At 40.3% G+C, this 21,201-nt stretch carries 18 protein-coding genes; 9 read left to right on the top strand and 9 right to left on the bottom strand.

All coding sequences use genetic code 11. The features are described from left to right. The first annotated feature begins 60 nt into the window (after positions 1-60). The 3 genes from E0485_RS18990 (at position 61) to E0485_RS18980 (ending at position 2,611) form a co-directional block, all read left to right on the top strand. Positions 61-735, top strand: a complete 675-nt coding sequence (locus tag E0485_RS18990) for a response regulator transcription factor (RefSeq protein WP_132419657.1) — start codon at positions 61-63, stop codon at positions 733-735. Next, entirely contained in the window at positions 732-1,769 is a 1,038-nt protein-coding gene (locus tag E0485_RS18985; RefSeq protein WP_132419656.1) for a HAMP domain-containing sensor histidine kinase, read from the top strand. Before E0485_RS18990 ends, E0485_RS18985 begins: the two co-directional genes overlap by 4 nt. Before the next feature lie 107 nt (positions 1,770-1,876). After that, a complete protein-coding gene (locus E0485_RS18980) occupies positions 1,877-2,611 on the top strand; it encodes a stalk domain-containing protein (RefSeq protein WP_132419655.1) in 735 nt (244 codons plus the stop codon). Positions 2,612-2,758: 147 nt separating this feature from the next. Here the strand turns inward: E0485_RS18980 and E0485_RS18975 are convergent, their stop codons facing one another. Beyond that, on the bottom strand, positions 2,759-4,204 hold the full coding sequence (locus E0485_RS18975; RefSeq protein ID WP_132419654.1) for a DHA2 family efflux MFS transporter permease subunit: 1,446 nt from the start codon (positions 4,202-4,204) through the stop codon (positions 2,759-2,761). A gap of 167 nt (positions 4,205-4,371) precedes the next feature. Here E0485_RS18975 and E0485_RS18970 point away from each other — a divergent pair, with 167 nt between their 5' ends. After that, positions 4,372-4,926, top strand: coding sequence for a TetR/AcrR family transcriptional regulator (locus tag E0485_RS18970; RefSeq protein WP_132419653.1), 555 nt, complete (start codon positions 4,372-4,374; stop codon positions 4,924-4,926). Between the two features lie 40 nt (positions 4,927-4,966). On the opposite strand, the gene E0485_RS18965 is transcribed toward E0485_RS18970, so the two are convergent. The 3 genes from E0485_RS18965 to E0485_RS18955 all read right to left on the bottom strand — a co-directional run bounded on the left by E0485_RS18965 (position 4,967) and on the right by E0485_RS18955 (position 7,023). Next, positions 4,967-5,416, bottom strand: a complete 450-nt coding sequence (locus tag E0485_RS18965; protein ID WP_207911016.1) for a hypothetical protein — start codon at positions 5,414-5,416, stop codon at positions 4,967-4,969. After that, positions 5,400-5,873 carry a MerR family transcriptional regulator gene (locus E0485_RS18960; RefSeq protein ID WP_132419652.1) on the bottom strand — a complete coding sequence of 158 codons (474 nt, stop codon included), beginning with the start codon at positions 5,871-5,873 and terminating at the stop codon, positions 5,400-5,402. The genes E0485_RS18965 and E0485_RS18960 overlap by 17 nt, the downstream gene beginning before the upstream one ends. A 268-nt stretch (positions 5,874-6,141) precedes the next feature. Beyond that, positions 6,142-7,023 (bottom strand): methyltransferase domain-containing protein, encoded by an 882-nt coding sequence (locus E0485_RS18955; protein ID WP_132419651.1) that lies wholly within the window; start codon positions 7,021-7,023, stop codon positions 6,142-6,144. Positions 7,024-7,620: 597 nt separating this feature from the next. On the opposite strand from E0485_RS18955, the gene E0485_RS18950 reads away from it, so the two are divergent. Genes E0485_RS18950 through E0485_RS18935 form a run of 4 tightly spaced genes read left to right on the top strand, consistent with a single transcriptional unit; the run spans position 7,621 to position 10,645 of the window. Then, positions 7,621-8,400, top strand: a complete 780-nt coding sequence (locus E0485_RS18950; RefSeq protein ID WP_132419650.1) for an ABC transporter permease subunit — start codon at positions 7,621-7,623, stop codon at positions 8,398-8,400. A 28-nt stretch (positions 8,401-8,428) separates the two neighbouring features. Then, positions 8,429-9,124, top strand: a complete 696-nt coding sequence (locus tag E0485_RS18945; RefSeq protein WP_132419649.1) for an ABC transporter ATP-binding protein — start codon at positions 8,429-8,431, stop codon at positions 9,122-9,124. A 3-nt stretch (positions 9,125-9,127) separates the two neighbouring features. Then, positions 9,128-10,114: an aliphatic sulfonate ABC transporter substrate-binding protein gene (locus tag E0485_RS18940; protein ID WP_132419648.1), complete on the top strand. Its 987-nt coding sequence runs from the start codon at positions 9,128-9,130 to the stop codon at positions 10,112-10,114. Positions 10,115-10,129: 15 nt separating this feature from the next. Next, positions 10,130-10,645, top strand: coding sequence for a thioredoxin domain-containing protein (locus tag E0485_RS18935; RefSeq protein ID WP_132419647.1), 516 nt, complete (start codon positions 10,130-10,132; stop codon positions 10,643-10,645). A gap of 242 nt (positions 10,646-10,887) precedes the next feature. On the opposite strand, the gene E0485_RS18930 is transcribed toward E0485_RS18935, so the two are convergent. From E0485_RS18930 to E0485_RS18920, 3 genes are read right to left on the bottom strand one after another with little or no spacing between them, the layout of a single operon-like run. Beyond that, positions 10,888-13,611 carry a dockerin type I domain-containing protein gene (locus tag E0485_RS18930; RefSeq protein ID WP_132419646.1) on the bottom strand — a complete coding sequence of 908 codons (2,724 nt, stop codon included), beginning with the start codon at positions 13,609-13,611 and terminating at the stop codon, positions 10,888-10,890. A gap of 51 nt (positions 13,612-13,662) precedes the next feature. After that, positions 13,663-16,044 carry a carbohydrate binding domain-containing protein gene (locus E0485_RS18925; RefSeq protein WP_235857632.1) on the bottom strand — a complete coding sequence of 794 codons (2,382 nt, stop codon included), beginning with the start codon at positions 16,042-16,044 and terminating at the stop codon, positions 13,663-13,665. A gap of 21 nt (positions 16,045-16,065) precedes the next feature. Next, positions 16,066-17,973 (bottom strand): S-layer homology domain-containing protein, encoded by a 1,908-nt coding sequence (locus E0485_RS18920; protein ID WP_132419644.1) that lies wholly within the window; start codon positions 17,971-17,973, stop codon positions 16,066-16,068. 373 nt (positions 17,974-18,346) lie between these two features. Between E0485_RS18920 and E0485_RS18915 the strand changes: the two genes are divergently transcribed. After that, entirely contained in the window at positions 18,347-19,696 is a 1,350-nt protein-coding gene (locus E0485_RS18915; protein ID WP_132419643.1) for an extracellular solute-binding protein, read from the top strand. Between the two features lie 60 nt (positions 19,697-19,756). On the opposite strand, the gene E0485_RS18910 is transcribed toward E0485_RS18915, so the two are convergent. Further along, positions 19,757-20,464 carry a DNA alkylation repair protein gene (locus E0485_RS18910; protein ID WP_132419642.1) on the bottom strand — a complete coding sequence of 236 codons (708 nt, stop codon included), beginning with the start codon at positions 20,462-20,464 and terminating at the stop codon, positions 19,757-19,759. A 43-nt stretch (positions 20,465-20,507) separates the two neighbouring features. Then, complete coding sequence (locus tag E0485_RS18905; RefSeq protein WP_132419641.1) at positions 20,508-21,077, bottom strand: DUF4256 domain-containing protein; 570 nt, start codon at positions 21,075-21,077, stop codon at positions 20,508-20,510. Positions 21,078-21,201: the final 124 nt, after the last annotated feature.

The following is a 21,201-nucleotide window of genomic DNA, read 5'->3' as shown; positions in this document are numbered from 1 at the left end:
CTGGTGTGGAGCCGTTTATATTTTTCTTTTCATATCACAAATACTTTTGGAGGTACCTTTATGTTTAATATCCTTGTTGTCGAGGATGACAAGAAATTGCGTCAGTTATTCTGCACCGTTCTTACCAGAAATGGTTATCGTGCATTACCTGCAGAAGATGGACAAGATGCACTCACCCTATTAGATAAGGAATATGTAGATTTGATCATCTCTGATATTATGATGCCTCATATGGACGGTTACGAACTTACTAGAACCCTTAGAGAAGCAAACTTTAATCTTCCAATTTTAATGGTAACAGCAAAGGAGAACTTTGCCGACAAACAACGAGGGTTTCTCGTTGGAATAGACGATTACATGGTGAAGCCAATTGATGTTAATGAGATGATCTTGCGGGTTGGAGCACTTCTTCGCCGTGCCAAGATTGTGAGCGATCACCAAATCGAATGTGGGAATACCTTATTAGATTATGATTCCTTAACCGTATCTCAGCATGGAGACAGCATTCTTCTCCCACAGAAAGAATTTTATTTATTGTACAAATTATTGTCTTACCCGAATAAGATCTTCACCAAGCAGCAGCTAATGGATACAATATGGGGAATGGATTCTGAATCTGATGAACATACGGTGGTCGTGCATATTAACCGCTTGCGAGAGCGCTTTAAGGCAAATACCGATTTTGAGATCGTCACCGTAAGAGGGCTTGGTTATAAGGCGGTGAAGCCGACATGAACAAGAGAATTTTCAAAAGTCTCTGGTGGTATTTTGTATCATCGGTATTTTTAATTATGCTCTCATCTTCCTTAATAATGGCTTCGTTAGCGTTTTTGTATCTAAGATACGGCAATGTTCCTACACACGGAAGTAATCCCTATGGACCCATTATCGTTATTATGCTGCTCAGCGTTGTCATCGGCACCATCATAACGATCATGGTAGGAAAGAGAATATTATCACCGATCACTGATTTCAGTAAAGCTGCCAAAGAAATCGCAAAGGGAAATTTCGATATTCATTTGAATGAATCTCATCGAGTCAATGAAATCAATGAAGTGGCTCATCACTTCAATCTAATGGTTCAAGAACTGCGCAGCATTGAAACGCTTCGAGATGATTTTGTAGTTAACGTATCACATGAATTTAAGACACCTATTGCATCCATTGAAGGCTACGCCACTCTGTTACAAGACAGGAACATCACAGAAGAAGAGCATGGAGAATATACAGCGATGATTATCGATAGTGCGCGGCAATTATCTACTCTATCTGGCAATATCCTGAAAATATCCAAACTTGAAAATCAAGAAGTGATCTCCGAAAAAAGAGAGTTTCGATTAGACGAGCAAATAAGGCAAGCCTTATTGCTACTGGAATCCATGTGGGAACCAAAACATATGATCCTCAACCTTGAGCTTGAGAAGATTCTGTATACAGGCAACGAAGAGCTTATGATGCAAGTGTGGTTGAATCTACTGGGAAATGCGATAAAATTTACGCAGGAGGGCGGAGAAATATCGGTTACTCTTGTGTCACAACATAACAGCATAACGGTAGTCATATCCGATAACGGTATCGGAATGGAGAAAAATGTGAAGAAGCACATATTTGAAAAGTTCTATCAAGCCGATCATGCCAGGGCTGCTGAAGGCAACGGACTCGGTCTTCCTTTAGTCAATCGTATTATTAACTTATGCGGGGGTACAATTGAGGTTATAAGCGAACTAAAACAAGGTTCAACCTTTACGGTCAAACTGCCTAGGCATTGAAGCGAATAAAGCCCTTCCCGTTGCCGTCTTTGAAGCGCTTTTGAAGCGCTTATCCTGTTATGCTCCTTCATGATGATTCGATCATAAACCTTGGAGGAAGATAATGGATGAAGAAGACACGCGTTATTCTGTTACTCGTCATCACCGCCCTACTCTCGCTTTCGGCCGGAGCGTTCGCAGCCAGCAATCTCACCGAGATCAAAGCATACCTCAACTCAGGGATTAAATTCCGTCTGGACGGCAAGCCTTGGAGCCCTCTCGACGACAAAGGCAAGGAAGTGCTTCCGATTTCGTATAACGATACGACCTATTTGCCTCTTCGGGTAATTGCCAACGCCTTGGACATTCCGATTACATGGGAAGGCTCCACGCAAACCATCGGATTGCGCGAAAGCAGCAACCTCACGTTGTATTCCAAAGAGGTGAAAGTGGATAATTGGAGCGAGAAGTTTTACGATGTGGTCGACAAAAAGCAACTTGTTTTCGGAAATCATCAGTATGACGGAGCCTACGCCTTTACGGCGGAAAACGTGGGTTTGGGTTGGTATGAGGGATCGCCTTACCTGAAATTCAACTTTGGACAAAAATACAATACTTTGCATCTGACTCTGTACTCCCCTTCGGCGATGAAGATCAGGGTGCTAAACGGCGACGATCAGCAATTGACGAAGGAGATCAGTCTCGAAGCCGATCGGGTTACGGAGCTGGATGTAGACCTGCAAGGCAGCCAATATGCCTTAGTATCGGCTTACGATGCCACTAATCAAGCCGAAAAACCACTCCTCTATATTTTGAAGGACAGCTATGCTACGATGGCAGCCATTCCGGCTTCGCATAAGTAATTCTAACGGCAGCCCTCGCCTCCGCCCAATCCTTGCTTAGCACAATAACGCCCCGACTTTTCCGTCTTCCGCGGAACTGTTGGGGCGTTATTACTCAGCACTCACTTACTATACGGTTAATAGAGGCTGTTCATTACTGACAACTACTTAGGAAGTTTCTTCAATAGTCTCCTTCTTTTTCTTTGGCATAAATAAAGTCATAACAAGTGCGATAATTGCTAAAAATGTCATGAAGTAATAGGCATCACTTGAACCTAAAATTGAAGCAAGCGATTTAATTGTGTCCGCATTGGCAGATGGATTTGCTTGTGCAATTGCTCCTGCATGGCTAGTTACCTGCGCTGTATAAACCGTAATCACGACAGCAGTACCGATCGCACCAGCAATTTGGCGAACTGTATTATTCACCGCTGAGCCGTGTGTACCAAGATGTTTTGGCAAGGCGTTAAGTCCCGCCGTATTTAGTGGCATGGTTATGAAGCTCAAACCAATCCGAAGGAAAATGATTCGTATCATTAAAAACATATATGTTGTCGATTCTGTTAGATCCGTTACAGCCCACATCGATGGAATAATAAGCACCAATCCAATAATAAATACTGGTTTCGCACCAAAGCGGTCATATAATTTACCTGTAACCGGTGACATGAAGGCATTCACAAGCGCACCTGGTAATAATAAAAGTCCGGCATCAAATGCCGTAAAGCCCCGACCATTCTGCAAATAGATTGGCAATAAAATCATATCCGCGTACATCATCATCGTTACTAGTACATTAATAAGAGAGGTAAGCGTAAATACTTTATTTTTAAAAACAGATAAATTTAATAGTGGGTCAGCTGATCGAATTTGTCGAATACAAAATAGAGCTGTAACGACTATACCTATCGCTAATGAAAGCACAACGACTGAAGATCCCCAGCCTTTGCTACCAGCGGTACTGAAGCCGTATAAAATAAGGCCAAATCCAACGGTAGATAAAATAACACTTAGCACATCCAGCTTTGCCTTCGATGTTTGTGATACATTCATTAAATACTTCATCGCCAATATAATGACGAATACGACAAGGATTGATATACCGATAAATAACCAACGCCAAGAGTGGTATTCTATAACAAATCCAGCAAGTGTCGGGCCAATTGCAGGGGCGAAAATCATCGCTAATCCAATTAACCCCATGGCACTGCCTCGTTTTTCTAATGGGAAAACGACCAAAATGACACTCATCATCAGCGGCATAATAATCCCAGCACCAGCCGCCTGAATCATACGTCCGACTAGTAACATACTAAATACGGGTGCCGATGCACAAATAATGGACCCGATTAATAAAAATAGCATGGCACTAATGAATAATTGACGCGTTGTAAAACGTTTCATTAAAAACGCTGTAATTGGAATCAGTACCCCGTTAACAAGCATAAAGCCTGTTGAAATCCATTGTACAGTTGTTGTTGAGACATCAAACACATTCATTAAATTACTTAAAGCGACATTTAATAATGTTTGATTTAATGTCGATAAGAAACAGCCAACAATTAATATGGTTAAAAGTATTCCTTTATTTACTTCCTTACTCTCTTGCGGCATATATTATGACCTCTTTTCATTGCTTTATCGACATATAGTCAATAAAATAAATCATAACAGCCTTTAATAGAAATGCCTATTTACAATTTCTCAATAAATGTCAACTAATCGACAAAACTGGTTAATTAGTTGATGAAGTACAAAATTATCGATAATAGAGGGTTCAAATGTCTATACATAAAAAAGAAGATCCACGTGCAATTCGCTCGAAAAAGATGCTTAAGAATGCCGTTTATTCCTTATTAGCTGAAAATCCGGATATATCTCAGTTAACCGTTCAAAAAATTGCGAACCGTGCAGAATTAAATCGCGCAACGTTTTATTTACATTATCAGGATATTAACGACCTGTTACGCCAAATCTCACACGAAATATTTGATGACCTGTCGATAAAAATTAACCCGTTATTACAAACACAAAGCAGCAATGAGCAAGAGCAATTGATTACATTTCTAGATTATATTTATGAGTATCGGAAGTTTTTTGTCATATTCTTTGAGCATAAAGGATTCAAAGATTACTTGTTTAAATTATTAAAAAATACGGTAGCAATGCGAAGAAACGCGAGAAGCATTGAATCAACGAAGAATACTGTTTCTACTGATATTATGGCAGCATCACTACTGGGGATTATTATGTGGTGGATTAAGGACGGTATCCAATTTAGTTCTGAATATATTGCAGAGCAAATTACCTCCATGTACAAAAAAAGACCGATGTAAGAATAAATAACGCAACCCTTAATAGGTTGCGTTATATGACTTATTTGGTGAATCCAAGGGGGTTCGAACCCCTGACCTCTGTATTATTTTTCTCTATTCTTGTGCCCAGCATGATAAGGGCGACATAGATTACGATTGCAATAGAATCAATAAACGTATTCATAAGCCCCGAAACGTCAACCACTGCCGTTACCCCAAGAATGACCATCAGCCGGACGATCATGATCGCCGTGATCATCCATGCGGCAAACCGGATCTTCGATCGCTCACTTATGAGTGACATGAAAATGAATGCGATGCCGAAAACCAGATTTTCCGCCGTGATAATGTGCCAAACATACGTGAAAACCGTCTGGGTATCCACAGAAATCAGACTAGTATCGAGTGTCGGCAGCACAGCGGATTGCCCGTTCCATGCGTGAGTGAAGGCAAACAGCACCGCAAGAACTCCTGCAATCAAATAATAATAATTCCTAACCTTGATGGTCATCACAACCTTCCTTGAAATATTTTGGCTCGCCCCCTCGGATATCCATGTAAATTTCGCGGACGATCTTTGCCAACCGTCGGTCGCTTTCGATATTAAAGTTCCTTAACGTTTCAGCTGCTATGTTGAGCAGCTGGCTGACCTTTTCCAGATGGGCAATCTTCTTGCGCGTTTCTGCGTTTTTGGCATCGAGAAACGCAGAAACCTCTTCGCAGTAAACAGGGTCGATATTGTCCATCTTGCGGATATTAAGCGTGCCTCTAATTTCGTCAAGAGAAAAGTCCACATACTGCATAATCTGAATATTCATCAAGTCTATGAGGTCGTCTTTCGAATACCTGCGGTACTTATTCTCTTCCCGGGATGGCGAGACGATACCAATTCGGTCATAATACCGAAGCGTATCCTTCGATATCCCAAGTATCTGCGAAACCTCTTGTATAGAATAAAGTTTTTCCATGAATTCAGAATAACATTGGAGTTGACTCCAATGTCAAGACGTTTTTACGATTTTTTCTCGATGCGTATTGAAGCAATCTCTGAAGCAAAAAAAGACACGTAAGAACTACTTCGTGCCTTTAAAAAGCAAAGGGCTTAGGATTAATCTGCCCCCGCCATATTAGCAACACTGTACACTCCACATGTGACGAGTAGACAGTGATAACAAACATGTAAGTGTCCGAAAGAATAGTGTTTGCTCTAGCGATGAACCGATGTTATTCAGCTTTTTATCTTGCCACACTTCCAAAAGTGATTTTCATGTTGGAAGCATAAGTTAAGTACGAATCTAGATTAAATTCCTTCGAAAGAAAAAGTTCATTCTCATACTGAATCTCGGCTTCATTAACAGTGGCTCCACGTTCAATGAGTTTGTTAATAAAGATATTCCTATCCTCATTAGGAGTATCCGCATAACCGCTCTCTAGTAAACGAGTATACAACCTATTTTTGCTATCGACCTCCATATTGGGATGAAGGAAATTCACCTTATCCGAAACTCTACATTCGATATCCTTCAAACCTAATTGACTTAGATATATGGGTATCTTCATGCCTATATTGCCGTCTTTGCCGCTCCGAGCGGCATCTTGCTCGTAGAGTTTTTGAAGGAACCCTAACTGAACAAATCTAGATTGGTCATGTCCATGTAAGTTGAAATTTGATGAGCTTGAAATCCAGTGAGGTTCAAAAGTAATGATTTTTCCTGTATCCACAACACAATCCATCATCTTTTTCAGGATGACCATCGGGTTTGGAACATGAAGTAAAAAGGCATGGCATAGGGCAATATCGTACTTTCTTTCCAAGGTAATTTCCTGAATGTCTCCTTGCAGAAATGTTGTCTTGTATGGGAGCCGAGCAAAAAGTTCTCGAGCTTCATTAAGCAACTTATCCCCTAAGTCGATTCCAGTATAAGTCGAGCCCTTTGGCAACAACGGAAGCAGTTTCAATCCTAAATAACCATAGCCACAACCGAAATCAATCAGATGTACAGGGGTTTCGATTTTCCAAACTGTCTTTACTAAAAATTCGATGTAATCATCATTGTAAAATAGGTCTCTTGAATTACGAAGGTATTCAATTTGCGTATCCCAATAGTATTCGCCCATAGAATTGTACACTCCTTATTTAGAATTGGAATTATGTACTAACTCAACCTAAAGTAAGGATACTGGTTTTTTCCGGAAAGATATAGACTTATGTTTTCCTGTCGTTAATAATAATATTGTAAGGGATTGGAAATGACCCCCTTGCTTAAATTATGCCAAAATACTGAATCGTCACAGAAGTGGTGATTTTTTTGTTGCTAACTTTTTCCCCCACCTTATTTTTGTGCGTACATTCCAGTTCATAAAAAATTAATACTGAGCTAATGAGAACAGAAAGAGCCACCTCTAAAAGGATAGCTCATAGATATTAATATGCTTCCTATGCAATAATAGCGGCTGTCATGCTATCGTTATTGGAAGGTAACTCCCCCCTTGATAACATAAAGCTCTCGCTGTCACCGGTTCTTACCAAATTGGTTATCGTGCGTTATCTGCGGAAGATGGACAATATGCACTCACCATATTAGATAAACCGTTTCTCATATGTGATGTGTGTTCGTCAACTTTTATTGTTGACAAAACAGATCGGAATACCATATAATCAGACACAACTTGTTATAATATTAATTATTCTTACAATTGTCTGGAGATTAGAAGATGACAAAAATAACTAGATGGTATAGCAATCAACTTATTCCATGGCTTCTCCCTATCATTATGATTGTATTTTGGCAAATACTAGGGCAATTCGAGATTATTAGTTCTTCCATTCTGCCAACGCCATTGAAAGTTGTAGACGCTGCGATTCAATTAACGAGTTCCGGTAAATTACAAGAACATGTCCTAATTAGTACACAACGTGCTTTAATCGGATTTTTCATAGGGGGCATCATCGGTTTTATACTAGGCCTATTAAATGGAACGATTAAGTTTTTTGAAAGAACAACGGATACAACGATGCAAATGATCCGTACCATTCCTCATTTGGCGCTGATTCCACTTGTCATCCTATGGTTTGGAATCGGTGAATCTGCCAAAATATTTCTCGTTGCGCTTGGTGTCATGTTTCCTGTATATATAAACACTTTTAGCGGCATTCAGAATGTAGACCGCAAACTTATTGAGATGGGAACCGTTTATGGGTTATCCAAGTGGAAATTGTTTGTGAACATTATTTTGCCAGGCTCCTTGTCTTCCATTCTAGTAGGTATTCGATATGCCCTGGGTGTCATGTGGATGTCATTAATTGTCGCAGAGACGATTGGCGCTGATTCAGGGATTGGCTTTATGGCAACGAGTGCCCGTGAATTCATGCAAATGGACATTGTCGTGCTAACCATTGTTCTATACGCGATACTAGGAAAGCTATCCGATGTCATTGCGAAGCTGTTTGAACACCACTTTTTAAAGTGGAATCCTGTTTACCGTAAGAAATAACTAGCCAAATCATTTTTTGGGGGACGCCATGATCAATATTGAACTGAACAATGTCAGCAAAAGCTATGGCGATAATGAAGTATTACATAATATTGATTTATCTATTGAACAAGGAAGTTTTACGGCCATCGTTGGACGAAGCGGCTGTGGTAAGAGTACTTTGCTTCGAATCATTGCCAAGCTGGAGCAAATTACAAGAGGCGAATTACATTTTTCCGATAAAGATGCGAACGATCCGAAAATCCGGATCATGTTCCAAGATGACAGATTACTACCTTGGAAAAATATTATAAAAAACATTGAACTTGGCGCAGTTAATCCAAGTGTTGCTAAGGAGTCTTTGGAGAAGGTTGGATTGATCGATAAACAACAGGATTGGCCCGATCAGCTGTCAGGCGGACAAAAACAACGCATTGCCTTAGCCAGGGCATTAGCAAGCAATCCGGATATTTTGCTTTTTGATGAACCACTTGGGGCACTTGACGCGTTAACCCGAATTGAAATGCAGAACCTCATTGAAGAGCTCTGGCAGCAACAGAAATTCACCTCTCTTCTTGTTACCCATGATGTAACGGAAGCCGTACGTTTAGCGGATCGCGTTATCGTGATCGACCGGGGTGTCATTCAGTTGGATGAACCCATTGACTTGCCAAGACCTCGGGAACGTAACGATAAGTTTACTTATTATGAGACCAAAATATTAAATCAAATTCTAGGAGTGTAGAACATGAAAAAGACATTATTATTTACTCTAGTTGCCCTATTCGCTTTGGTTCTAACTGCTTGTGGAAAAGGTTCTACTAGCGCACCTGCAAGTAATCCTAAAGAAGTCATCACCATCGGTTATCAAAAAGGAAATACACTTAACATTTTAAAAGAACACGGGAACTTAGATAAAGCATTAAGCGAGAAAGGATATAAAGTTGAATGGAAAGTCTTCTCCACTGGCACGGTGTTATTGGAAGCTTTAAATACGAATAATATTGACTTCGGTCATGCATCTGACGGTAACGCTGTATTCATGCAAGCCGGCGGACATCCACTAAACTATGTAGCATCTGAATCCCCATATCCGGAAGGCGTTGCATTAGTTGCCAAAGCAGATTCCGAGATTCAAAGCGTAAATGACTTGAAAGGGAAAACGATCGGGGTAACCAAAGGAGGCAATCAACATTACTTGCTCCTAGTTGCCTTAGAGAAAGCCGGTATTGCTTTGAACGAAGTAAACATTAAGTTTTATAAAGATGCGGCGGAAGGCTTAGCTGCTTTTACAAAAGGCGAGTTCGACGTATATGGTACATGGGATCCCTACTTGGCGATTGTAGAAAATACAGTAAAAACGCGTACCATTGTCAATGGCTCCGGTAATTCAGAGAATCGGACGTTCTATTTTGCGACCAAAGACCTTTTGGATAAAAAACCGGAAGTCGTGTCGATCATTCTTCAAGAATTGCACAATGCCGATCAGTGGGCCAATGCAAATAAACAAGAGATTTCGAAAATCTTATCCTCTGAATTAGGGTTAGACATAGCTCCTCTTCAAAAAGCCATTGACCGCCGTACATTCGGTGTTCAGCAGATTGACGATAGTATCATTACAAGCCAGCAACAATTGGCCGACAAATTCGTTGAAGCTGGACTGCTGGATGCAAAAGTTAACATCAAAGACGCCGTTCATATCGACAAATCCATCATTCCAAGCAACATCAAGTAAAGGAGGATGTTTAACATGACTCAAGTAATCGAAAATGCATTTTTAAGCTATGGCAAGGATAATGCACCTGTAAAAGTAGAAGTTTTCTTGAACCTGGCATGCCCGTATTGTGCAACATTCTTTGAAGCAGCTGATGAATCATTGACCTCTTATATTGAGAAAGGACAAGTACAATACGTAATTAAACATTATGATAAGCCACGTGAAATGCTATTATACGGCACACTAGCAAACGCATTTTTCGACTATAAGGATCCACAACGAGTCTACGTGCTGATGAAAGATTTATTCGCCAAACAAAGCCAATGGCACGAATCCGACAGCCATTCGATTAAGAAGATGTTAACCGAAGAGTATGGTTTACAAGAACAACCTGATAACATTGACTTAAGTTTAAAAATTATAGAAGAAGCCATTAAACGCAATGTGAAGATGGTTCCGACCGTATTTATTAATGGCAAGGAGTTCCAATACCCTGTTGAAATCGATGCAAGTGGGTTAAAAGAGGAAGTTGAGCAGGCTTTGAGCTGATGATCCGAGCGTTATATTACGAAGCAACCCCCCCGAACTGTTTTTGTTTCAGGGGGTTGAACGTAATTCCATTCCACATATGTAGGTATTACTTAGAATTTATGATACGGAAGTTATAAATTCTATAATACAAAAATAACGCCTCGCATTTCTGCAAGGCGCCTCTGACTTTAAATCTCATATCAAACACTCAAAGCTTTACCACAGTTCCGCTTATGGTTACTACTTAGCTAGCTGTGTCTCTATTTTAGCGCTTCAAGTCCAACTATACCAAGATCGGTAATGTCGATCTCATTATCTCCATTCAAATCCATATGACGATTGCTGTCATCTACCTTCACGCCTAGATACTTAGCAAGCAGGAGCAGGTCATCTCTATTAACTACGCCATCCCCGTTGAAATCCCCTTCCATAAGAGCGCCAATGTGGACTAGCAAGCTCGTATCGCTACCCAGACGATGCGTAACTCCCGTGACATCTCCATCAATGCGAATCGTTTCTGACTGGCCTAACAACTTCAAGTTTGCATTAACATTATTCTTCTTAGCCATTAACTGAATTTGCGCTGCTATATGACTGCCGTCGAAACTATTATCTTTCATTTGAGTCCCTACAATCGTCACGTCACTGCCATTCACAGCCCACTTCAAGGTACCTCCTGCAATCCATTGATCAGAACCGGTAACACTTTTAATTACCCATTGCGTTGGATCAATATGAAGCTTTGCCTTAAATCCATACAGTTTACTTGCCTGATCAAGCTCAAGATTAACAGTAATCGTCTCATTCAATTTAGCTGCAGCAGGTCCAGTTAATTTTAATTTGCCTGCATGTTCATATCCCACATCAGATACAGCAATCATTTGCAAGCTGCCCATGTCTGTTGCATCTGCGAAGTATATATTCTCATTACCGTTCGCATCCTCAGCAATCGTCATAAACTTCACTTCCATGCTGCCTTCAAACAAGCGAACAAAATCCATATTCTTAGGATCGATTACAGTAATACGATCAGCTAAATCCATGTACAGTAAGCCATCTTTGCCCCAATGTGTATGGTAAGGACGCCACATGCCGTAAGTGTTGCTAATATCCGAGTAGATTTTTTTATAATTAATAATATCATAATTGTTCGGATCCATTTGGAAGAGGGTACCATTTACACCACCCCAGATGTTTCCATCAGGACCTACAGACAAGCCGCTGATCATAGCTGGATTGCTAAGGCCTGGAATATCCAACGTGAATTCCGTCACCTTGCGTTTATTCGCCACATCCCATACAAACATCTTCGCCGACTTTTCCGTAGCTGTAATGCCAAGTCCTCCGTGTATAGTGGTTGAGCCATAAATGTAACCGTCTTTATAAGCCAGACCTACAATACTTTGGTTGTTTACAACATTGCGATGCACTTCATATTGTCCAGTAGCAGGATCATAAATAGTGAGCGCACCGCCAAGCTGACCGTATCCCGGAATGGTCCCTATCATAATACGATCTTCCATAGTTTTCATAATATAAGGACGATCCTGGTCTTCACCAATTGTAAAAACGGGAGTAGGAACCGGCGTGCTAAGCGTCGTATCAATTTTGTAAATATGACCACCAGGATATAAACCTAGATACATATCCTTCCCATAGGCTATCATCCCTTCAGCTTGTTCAGCGACCATATTTATTCTTTTACCTGTGCGTGGGTTATAAATAGCTCCTAAACCCGCAGGATATGCGGTCATATACAAATTCCCGTCAGGACCAACCTCGATATTATGAATAGGATTCGGCGCGCCTTGCAGCACGGACAGATTGTTGTGTACCTTCTTGTCAGCAATATTAAAAATTGCAATATCCCCATTAGCTTTCATAGAAACTAACGATTGGCCTTTGAATCCTTCCAAGTCATCAAACTCTACCCAACCCGCCCCACGCAATGAGGTTCCATATTTAATTAATGGAGTCGCTTTAAAAGTCGTTAGATCGAGTTCTGTTAAATGCCCATTAGCAGGGATATATACTTTGTTATCTCGAGAAGCTAATTGAGCAAAGCTGAATACCCCCACTCCAGTTCCGCCGTTTGCTGTATCTTTGCCAACAACATGATCCAACCATACCTGATTTTTCAGATCATAGAACAACAACGTATAATGATCGCCACCTTGGAACTTTACAAACAAGTAATCACCAACAACAGCCATATCATAGGCAAAAGGGACTTGTGCTGCTGAGTCAACTTTTAGCAATTCAGGCACTTTAGCACCAATACTCTGTTTGTAACCTTTGGTAGACTCCGTTACGCCCAGTTTAATAACATCTCCGACCGTACCAGTCCCCGCATAAATATATCCATCATGATAAGCAATCGATCGAACATATTCCTGACCTGCAACCATAGATCCGTAATCAGTAAAGCTTTTGGTTACTGGATCATATTTGAACACCTTACCCGCTTGGAACGTACCTCCATATACATTGCCCTGATCATCCGTCGTTAAACTCCAAATTGACTTTTCCCCTGCAATAGGCTCACCGATTTCTGTAAGCTTATGCGTAGTAGGCGAGTAACTCCACAGAATCCCTCTGGTTTGACCAGATGTCCGAATTCCACCGATATATACAGTTCCGTCAGGCGCGATGGCATGTGCCCAAACCTGCTGAACCCCTTGCATTGGCAAGCTGTAAAGTAGTGTATTCGTCTTAATATCTACCACCTGAAACAAAGCAAGCTCCGCATTAACGGTGGTATAATATATCGGTTGGCCATTTTCTTTACCCACAACACCGCCCGAAATACCCGCTTTCATAATAGGCGTATCGATCTTTGTCGGTTCTCCGAAGGCTCTTCCTTTAAAAGTAACTTTATCGTTCTCACTCGCGCTTACTTCAGTTGGTACAGAAGTAAAAGCAAGAGCAGTAACTACACTCCATATAATTACCAACAGGATATACTTTTTTCGTATACTACGCATTGTAAACCTCCTATTAAAAATGATGTATCAGGCTTATTTCCCGATCTAGCGCTAATTAGTAGTGAGTGCCTGTAAAAGCAAATCAACATCTGCAGCATCAATCTTCCCATCGTTATTCAAATCATAGGACTTTGTAATGCTGTCCAGCTGCACCCCTACATTTTTTGCAACAAGTAAAAGATCCACAAGATTCACAATACCATCATGATTCACATCTTCCGCATACTGCATGATGGTTATACGTGCTCTTAGGTCACTCGGGTATGTCGTGCTCTCTACTGCACCATTTTTAACTGTTTTCAAAATAGAGCCAGCCTTCAGAGATAAAACAGTATTGCCCTTATCTCCTTTAGCCTTGAATTTCACATTCACAATACCTACATTTCCGTTTACAATCTCATTTCCATTCTTGGATACTTGAATCGCAAGCACGCCATTATTCACATTGGACGATAAGGTTGTATTATCCGTTGTACTGAAATCGGAGTGGACTGCTGCCTCTACAAACTCAAGAGCATTGGTGTCAAAAGCTAAATTTAATTCAGCCCCTGTAAGCGAGCTTGCATTAGTAGCACCCAATTGTACAGTGAACGTTTGATTATGTGCTGCAAACTCTGGTGCAGTGATGTCCAGATTCATCAAATCACGCTCATATGTGAACATTACATCATCGTAATAAACAACTGCTTTATTAGCTACATTCACCAATGTTAATATTTTGGCATATTTAGCACCATCAGGAGCAAGTCCCTTCAATTCGGCTTTATACCATTCGTTTATTGGACTTTTATAGTGCTGTAATACATCAGTACCAACTTGAGTATTTTGTGCATTGAAGAAACGAAGAAGGAAAGTAGCCCCAGTAGTATTAGGATCTTCGATATTCATCATTGCAGAAGCTGTATATTCAACACCTGGCTTTACAGCTAAAGGCATGCTCTCAAGAACAACGTGATTCGTATCTAAAGAGTCCGTAATTTTCAGGCTATATTTGCCTGTATACGCTTTCTGGGATGAACGCTCATACTTCAACATATCCGTCGAAGGCCCCCATGCTTTCCAGCTTTGAATGGTTCCATCGACATTCAAGTTTCTTTCAAAACCAGCATTAGGAACCGGAATACTAACGATTTCCTTAATGCCATTAGAAGAGATTACCTTTTCCGTTAAATCCTCTTCCGGTTCAACAATCACTTCTGATTTATAAGTGAGGGTCAAATCATCAAAATACGTATCACCCGTCCAAACTGGAGTTATTAATAAAGCTATTGATACATATTTCGCATTTTCTGGAGCTTTAATATTTTCTAAATAAACCTGTGTAAACTTTCCCTGAGCATTGGTATCACTATAATGTTTAACTCCACGACTAGCGGTTATCTCCTTGGAACTCTCATCATAAAAGCGAAGTTGAATCGATCCTCCTACTGAACCAGCCTTCCAGCCCGCTGGCACATTTGGATTAATCCAAGCACTCAGTGTATAGATTTGTCCCGACTCTACCGCATATTTATCACTTACAAGTTCAACAGTTCCTGTGGTATTCGAATTATCAAATAAATTCAAGCTTTGGCTACCGTTTTTAGCTTGTTTAGTGCTAACACTATGACTGACCGAATTAGGGATAGGTGTATAATTCGGAGTCCATCCTGGAATTTCACCATTCTCACCAACCGCATCTTCAAAGCCAGGGTTAATCATTGTGATTTCACCTGAGCTCGGAGTCGATTCTGTTAGCGTTGTTGGTGGTGTTGGTGACGCCATTGGTGTTGGTATTGGTGTAGATTCTGGTGTCGGCGTTGGCTCTGGTTCTGACGCTGGTGATTCATAAGTAATCATTACATCATCAAAATACGTATCACCCGTCCAAGATTCTGTTATTAATACAGCTGCCGATACATACTTCGCATTGTCTGGCGCCATCATATTTGGTGTTGAAATTTGTGTGAATTTTCCTTGTACACTGTTATCATTACAATCTTTCTCTCCACGGCTTTCTTCTATCTCAACACGATTCTCATCATAGAATCGAAGGTGAATAGAGCCTCCAACTGATCCATCCACTCTACCTACTGGCTCATTTGGATTAATCCAAGCACTCAGCGTATATAGATTTCCTGGTTGAACTTCGTATTGATCACTTACGAGTTCAACAGTCCCTTCATTTGAATTATCAAATAAATTCAAGCTTTGGCTGCCACTATTTGCTTCTGTGCTGATACTATGTGAAACAGAATCAACCACTGGCGTATAATTCGGAGTCCAACCCGGAATACTTCCGTCCTCGCTAACCTCTTCTTCGAAGCCTGGGTTAACCATTATGATTTCATTCGGCTGTGCCGACTCATCCATTGCATGAATAACTGGCAAGCCAGCCATAATTGAAGAAATCAATAACGCTACAGCTAAGAAAATTGATAACCTTATTCGCATGATTCTCAATAGACTCACTCCTTATTGTTGTTCAATCAGTCTCAGCAAGATAACAGCAACATCCGCACGATTTGCGCTTGATTTAGCCTGCAGTGTGTTGCTACCAACTCCTACAATAAGACCACTCGCTTTCGCCTTATACACTGCATCTTTAGCCCAATCGCTTATTGAAGCATCATCTGCAAACTCATTCGTTGTTGCAGGATCCGCCTGTAGCAGCCCCGCATTTACAAGCATGACAGCCATAGCTTCACGAGTCAGAGTGCCGTTAGGATTGAAATTAGAACCGTCACCTTGAACAATTCCTGCTTTTTTAGCAGCATTTATTTCTCCTGCATACCAAGCATTTGACTCAACATCATTAAAGGAATCGCCGTCATTAGCTACAGATTGTAATTCAAGAATACGAACTAGAAGAGCAATAAACTCAGCTCTAGTAATCTCCTGTTGAGGAGAGAACTTACCAGCCTCTGTTCCATACATATAGTGCTTCGCAGATAACAACTCGATCGCAAGCTTAGCTTGCTTGTATACCTTATCAATATCCGTGTAATTTGCTGAGTACTCCATAACTGCGTAAATACCCGGTTTATCAGTCACAAACTCAAACTTACCATTCTCTTGCTTAGCACTACGCACATAGTCCCAAGTAGAAGTAGTCTTATTCCAAACATAAACTCCTAGCTTATGAGCATTTGAACTGGAAGCATCATAATTAAGCGATAACTGAAACTGTCCAGGAGATTGAGGAATTGTAGCATTCTCCCCAGTTGTCGTTAGAATTTGAAAATTCAGTCCAGTAACAAATTGTAAATGAGCATCAGTTTGCTGTTCTCCTTGTACGGTAGCAGCAGTTAATTGAATTACGGTTGGCTTATCAGCCATAAGTACATCAGATGGAATCATGACAGACCCTTGAGCTCTCTCAAGCAATAGCGATACTTTATTCTGATTCAGCAGCTTAGCTTGTTCAGCCGAAATATGTAGCGATGAAGATTCATTATTAAGAAGCTTCACGTGAATTTCCTTACCCGATGGCAAATTCAATTTATTACGTGCTGCTAATAGCGATAGATTTTCTAACGCTTTTACAGCTTTTGCAAGGGAACTGCTTTCAAGCTTCAAAGTATTCGTAGATGAATCCAGCGTACTCACTACACTATTCTCTAATTGTTGTTGAAGCTGACTCATTAACTCTTCCAGTTTTTTAATCTCAGCATTTGAAAATTTACTTGTACCACTCGAGAGAAGACTCGACAATTGTATCATTGCTTGCTCAGGATTGTTTGCTGCGAGCTTCTTCTCCAAATCCTTTAAACTTTGATTTAAAATAGATGAAATACCTGCTGATGTATCAGAGCCAGTTGATATGTCAGTACCAGGCGACGTGGATGGGTTTATAATTTGAATAGCTATATCCTTGCCAATAGTTATATCCAGTTCCACCAAATCTTTAAATCCGTTCTCGTTTACATAGGTCTTGCTTGAAACAGCTTTAAGCCCTTGTATCGATAGGTCTGCTTCACCAGCGCTCAGTGCAGTAAATTCCAACTTTGCTATTGTAAATGAGGAGTTATTCGAATTAAGGGACGACAAATTCTTACGCAATAACGGCAGCGAAACAGTTCCTTCATCAGGCTCCATTGTAATCCCGTTGAAATCATCAAATTTACTATTAGCGCTCGCACTCTTCAATGCAAACTTCGAAGTGTCATAATGAACTTGAAGCTGGACACCATATAAATCAGTAACATTACTAACAACAACATCAACCGTAACCTCTTTACCTATAATTACGGATTTACCCTTATATTCTAATTGGATTGTTGCTAATTTTGTCTCAGTATCTTCCTTTGCAAGCGCATACATAGGAACGTTTAATAAGAGACACATAATGAGAACGGGTATTATTAGACGCTTAAATTTCATTGTTTAAATTCCCTTCTTTCTACTCAAATTTCCCATCTATATTCCATTCTGCAAACATCAACATACCAACTCATTTCATTTTGCAATGACCTAGATAAGCAATTAAGATTTCTTCCAAAAAATTATAAATATCGACATTTCCCTCCTTTTTACATCAAATTAGCAAAATAATCGATTTTTTCAGGACATTATTCATATATTGTGTTGCATATCTAGTTCATAACTGATTATAATCTAGTCAGGAAAATACTGTCAATGCAAAATGAACGCGCTTTCAAGTTGTCTGATGTTTATATTAATATTTCCATCGTTATGAATTACATATGATATAATTAACCATTGAAGGATTATTTTTCAATTGAGGTGTTTGGAAATGAATTCTAGACCGAAGCGTTCTACTTTCCGGAGTCGCTACGAGGATATGATGATCACTTTAAGAAACGAAATCATAACAAATATATGGGAAGAAGGAAGCTTTTTGCCGTCCGAGTCTGATCTTGCTGATCGGTTTGAGCTAAGTAAAAATTCAGTCCGCAAAGGATTGGAGCTATTAGCTTCTGAAAACTTTATAGAAAAAATTCCACGAGTAGGAAATCGTATTCTAAAATCCCCAGCAGGGATCACAATTAAATTTGGTTACTACCCATCCATGATCAAAGAGGCACAAATTAACGATTTAGTTGATGAATTTCACAAACAACATCCTCTTATACGGATCAATATGATACCTATGCCTTATTCTCATACAAATCCTACGATGAAAGACTACATGGAATCCGATAACATCGATGTCATGACCATAAATAATCAGAACATCGAGCTATTCACGAACTTTAAAGCGCCGCCAAGCATACTAGATCCCCAAGTTATAAAAGAAGGCGTTTATCCAAAATTAACTGAGCCATTTATGCATGATGGGGATTTATACGTACAGCCTTTCATGTTCTCTCCGGTTATTCTTTGCTACAATAAAAAGCATTTTTCTGAAAATAATGTTCCAGAGCCAGACAGCAGTTGGACATGGGATACCGTCAAAAAGGCTGCTCATCGTTTAGCAACAGGCAGTGATAGATATGGTTTCTTCTTCCATTTGCTATCCGATAATCGTTGGCCTATCTTCTTATTGCAGAACAATGTAGTTTTCAATCGCGGCAAAGAGACTAACATCAGTCTGGAGCTTGATAAAACAACACTTAAAGATAGCTTCCAGACGCTAATTGATCTAAGTGAAGAAGTGTTTCCGCCATTTCTGTCCGAAAATGATCAAGATGTAGATATGCTGTTTCGTCAACAAAAGGTATCTATGATTATAACATCGTACTTTCTGTTGAATATGATCGAAGATGTTGATTTCTCATATGATATTTCACCTCTGCCGTATCATGGATCACCTAAAACATTAGTAATTGTTATCGGACTTGCGATTAATAAGAACTCCAAGCATAAGCAAGCTGCACAAACATTTATTGACTACATGCTTTCTCACGAAGTACAGCTTAAATTGAGACAAAATACACTAAGTCTTCCGAGTCTCAAAAGTGCCGCTGAATGGAACGGACAAGTAAATGTTAAACAGCCTGAACGTTATTTTATTTTCCGTGAAACATTCCCTACTTTCAACTATCACACCGATCTCAATGTATCTTTCTCAGAGCTTGAAGAAATTCGGCAAAATATGAAGCTTTACTTATCTAAAATGGCGGAGCTGCATGTGTTTTCGTGAAACAACAAACGCTTGGGCACATCATAGCCCAAGCGTTTGTTTATTTGCGCAACCTTACTTCTAACATCTTACATGTTTGCGTTTGAAACCAATCTGCCCTTTTTCTACTGCCTTTTGGATATTTTCGGAAGCTCGTAGGAAACTGCTCTTCTTCGAGTCCTTTTTGACTTCTACCGGGCCTACTGTCTTCGCGATCTCGACCGCCTTATCATGCAGCGGACAATAGGATACTCCCACTGTGTAAATAAAATTACTCATCGCATATTTCGCTCGTTCGGGAGAGTTATGAATCGTATTTTTCACTTTTTCAAGCATACTGGCAATTTTGGTTTCGGAGAATTCACTGTCCGGGCGATTCCCCAAAAGCCAGCAATAACAGCTCCAACCCGCTGACATTCTCAGTTCTTCACCGCTTGCGATCCATTTATCAGCCACTTCTTGTGCAATATCTGCTTCTGCCAAGGTTACTGCAACCACATAATCGGACAGCATATAAAAATAAGCCGCATCGATCCAACGCTCAAAATCCGCTTGAGTCATCGCTTTGGGATCTGCAATGATTCCGGCAAAGTACATGGCGTCGTAGTTCCCTGTAGCGTAAAGCTCCTCAGCCAAAGATTGATTGATTTTGGTTTTTCTGAAAATGGGCTTCATTGAGCCTGTAGCTACGCCAAAAAGGGGTTCGTGCGCGCCATTGGATATGTAAATTTTCTTGGTTCGTTCCTTTCCGAGAGCTTCAAGTTCCTGCATAACCATTTCAAAATTCATTCTTTAACACTTCCTTGACCGTAATTCTATTTATATTCAAAATTTAGACACGTAGCGAGCCACGGAACCCTCTTGCACCATAGTAAGATTCCGCACCGTTATGATATACGAAAATACTGCCATAACGATAATCAGCAAAGATGGCACCGCCGAGTTTTCTAATCTCGGAAGGTGTTTTTATCCAGCTTGATGTTTTCGTATCGAAATGTCCTAGTTTCTGCAGCTCCCTATATTGTTCTTCAGTTAAAAGTTCAATGCCCATGGTAGCAGCCATATTCATAGCGCTATTGTCCGGTTTATGCGCTTTCCTTGACTCCAACGCTTCATGGTCGTAGCAAATACTTCTACGGCCTTTAGGACTTTCCACAGAGCAATCATAAAAAATGTACTCGTCCGTCTTATGATCATAGCCAACAACATCCGGTTCACCGCCGGTTCTATCCATTTCATTGAGTGACCACAGTTTTTCGGTGCTAGCTTCTAGTTTTTCTTGTACTTTAGCCCATTCTAGACCATCATGTCGGTTCATGTTTTTCTCAAAACGGGCTTTCAATGCTCTGAGTAGTTCTTCACGTTGTTCTGGTGCCAACGGATTTACTTTACTATTTGTCACTAAGGAACACCTCTTTGAATTATACGATCAGCTTTCGTGCTTTACTTTGTAGCAATACTATCACATCTCATTCTGATTTGCGAACCATCCGCTTTAACTCAATCTTGTCTTCCGGACGATGAAA

This window comes from Paenibacillus albiflavus, from assembly GCF_004344915.1.
In the GTDB taxonomy this organism is placed as follows: domain Bacteria; phylum Bacillota; class Bacilli; order Paenibacillales; family NBRC-103111; genus Paenibacillus_AM; species Paenibacillus_AM albiflavus.
This window is presented reverse-complemented; position numbering and strand designations above follow the sequence as displayed.

Excerpts from the sequence above, each read along its gene's own strand:
- E0485_RS18990 (WP_132419657.1), top strand. The coding sequence starts at position 61 with ATGTTTAATATCCTTGTTGTCGAGGATGACAAGAAATTGCGTCAGTTA.
- E0485_RS18985 (WP_132419656.1), top strand. The coding sequence starts at position 732 with ATGAACAAGAGAATTTTCAAAAGTCTCTGGTGGTATTTTGTATCATCG.
- E0485_RS18980 (WP_132419655.1), top strand. The coding sequence starts at position 1,877 with ATGAAGAAGACACGCGTTATTCTGTTACTCGTCATCACCGCCCTACTC.
- E0485_RS18975 (WP_132419654.1), bottom strand. The coding sequence starts at position 4,204 with ATGCCGCAAGAGAGTAAGGAAGTAAATAAAGGAATACTTTTAACCATA.
- E0485_RS18970 (WP_132419653.1), top strand. The coding sequence starts at position 4,372 with ATGTCTATACATAAAAAAGAAGATCCACGTGCAATTCGCTCGAAAAAG.
- E0485_RS18965 (WP_207911016.1), bottom strand. The coding sequence starts at position 5,416 with ATGACCATCAAGGTTAGGAATTATTATTATTTGATTGCAGGAGTTCTT.
- E0485_RS18960 (WP_132419652.1), bottom strand. The coding sequence starts at position 5,873 with ATGGAAAAACTTTATTCTATACAAGAGGTTTCGCAGATACTTGGGATA.
- E0485_RS18955 (WP_132419651.1), bottom strand. The coding sequence starts at position 7,023 with ATGGGCGAATACTATTGGGATACGCAAATTGAATACCTTCGTAATTCA.
- E0485_RS18950 (WP_132419650.1), top strand. The coding sequence starts at position 7,621 with ATGACAAAAATAACTAGATGGTATAGCAATCAACTTATTCCATGGCTT.
- E0485_RS18945 (WP_132419649.1), top strand. The coding sequence starts at position 8,429 with ATGATCAATATTGAACTGAACAATGTCAGCAAAAGCTATGGCGATAAT.
- E0485_RS18940 (WP_132419648.1), top strand. The coding sequence starts at position 9,128 with ATGAAAAAGACATTATTATTTACTCTAGTTGCCCTATTCGCTTTGGTT.
- E0485_RS18935 (WP_132419647.1), top strand. The coding sequence starts at position 10,130 with ATGACTCAAGTAATCGAAAATGCATTTTTAAGCTATGGCAAGGATAAT.
- E0485_RS18930 (WP_132419646.1), bottom strand. The coding sequence starts at position 13,611 with ATGCGTAGTATACGAAAAAAGTATATCCTGTTGGTAATTATATGGAGT.
- E0485_RS18925 (WP_235857632.1), bottom strand. The coding sequence starts at position 16,044 with ATGCGAATAAGGTTATCAATTTTCTTAGCTGTAGCGTTATTGATTTCT.
- E0485_RS18920 (WP_132419644.1), bottom strand. The coding sequence starts at position 17,973 with ATGAAATTTAAGCGTCTAATAATACCCGTTCTCATTATGTGTCTCTTA.
- E0485_RS18915 (WP_132419643.1), top strand. The coding sequence starts at position 18,347 with ATGAATTCTAGACCGAAGCGTTCTACTTTCCGGAGTCGCTACGAGGAT.
- E0485_RS18910 (WP_132419642.1), bottom strand. The coding sequence starts at position 20,464 with ATGAATTTTGAAATGGTTATGCAGGAACTTGAAGCTCTCGGAAAGGAA.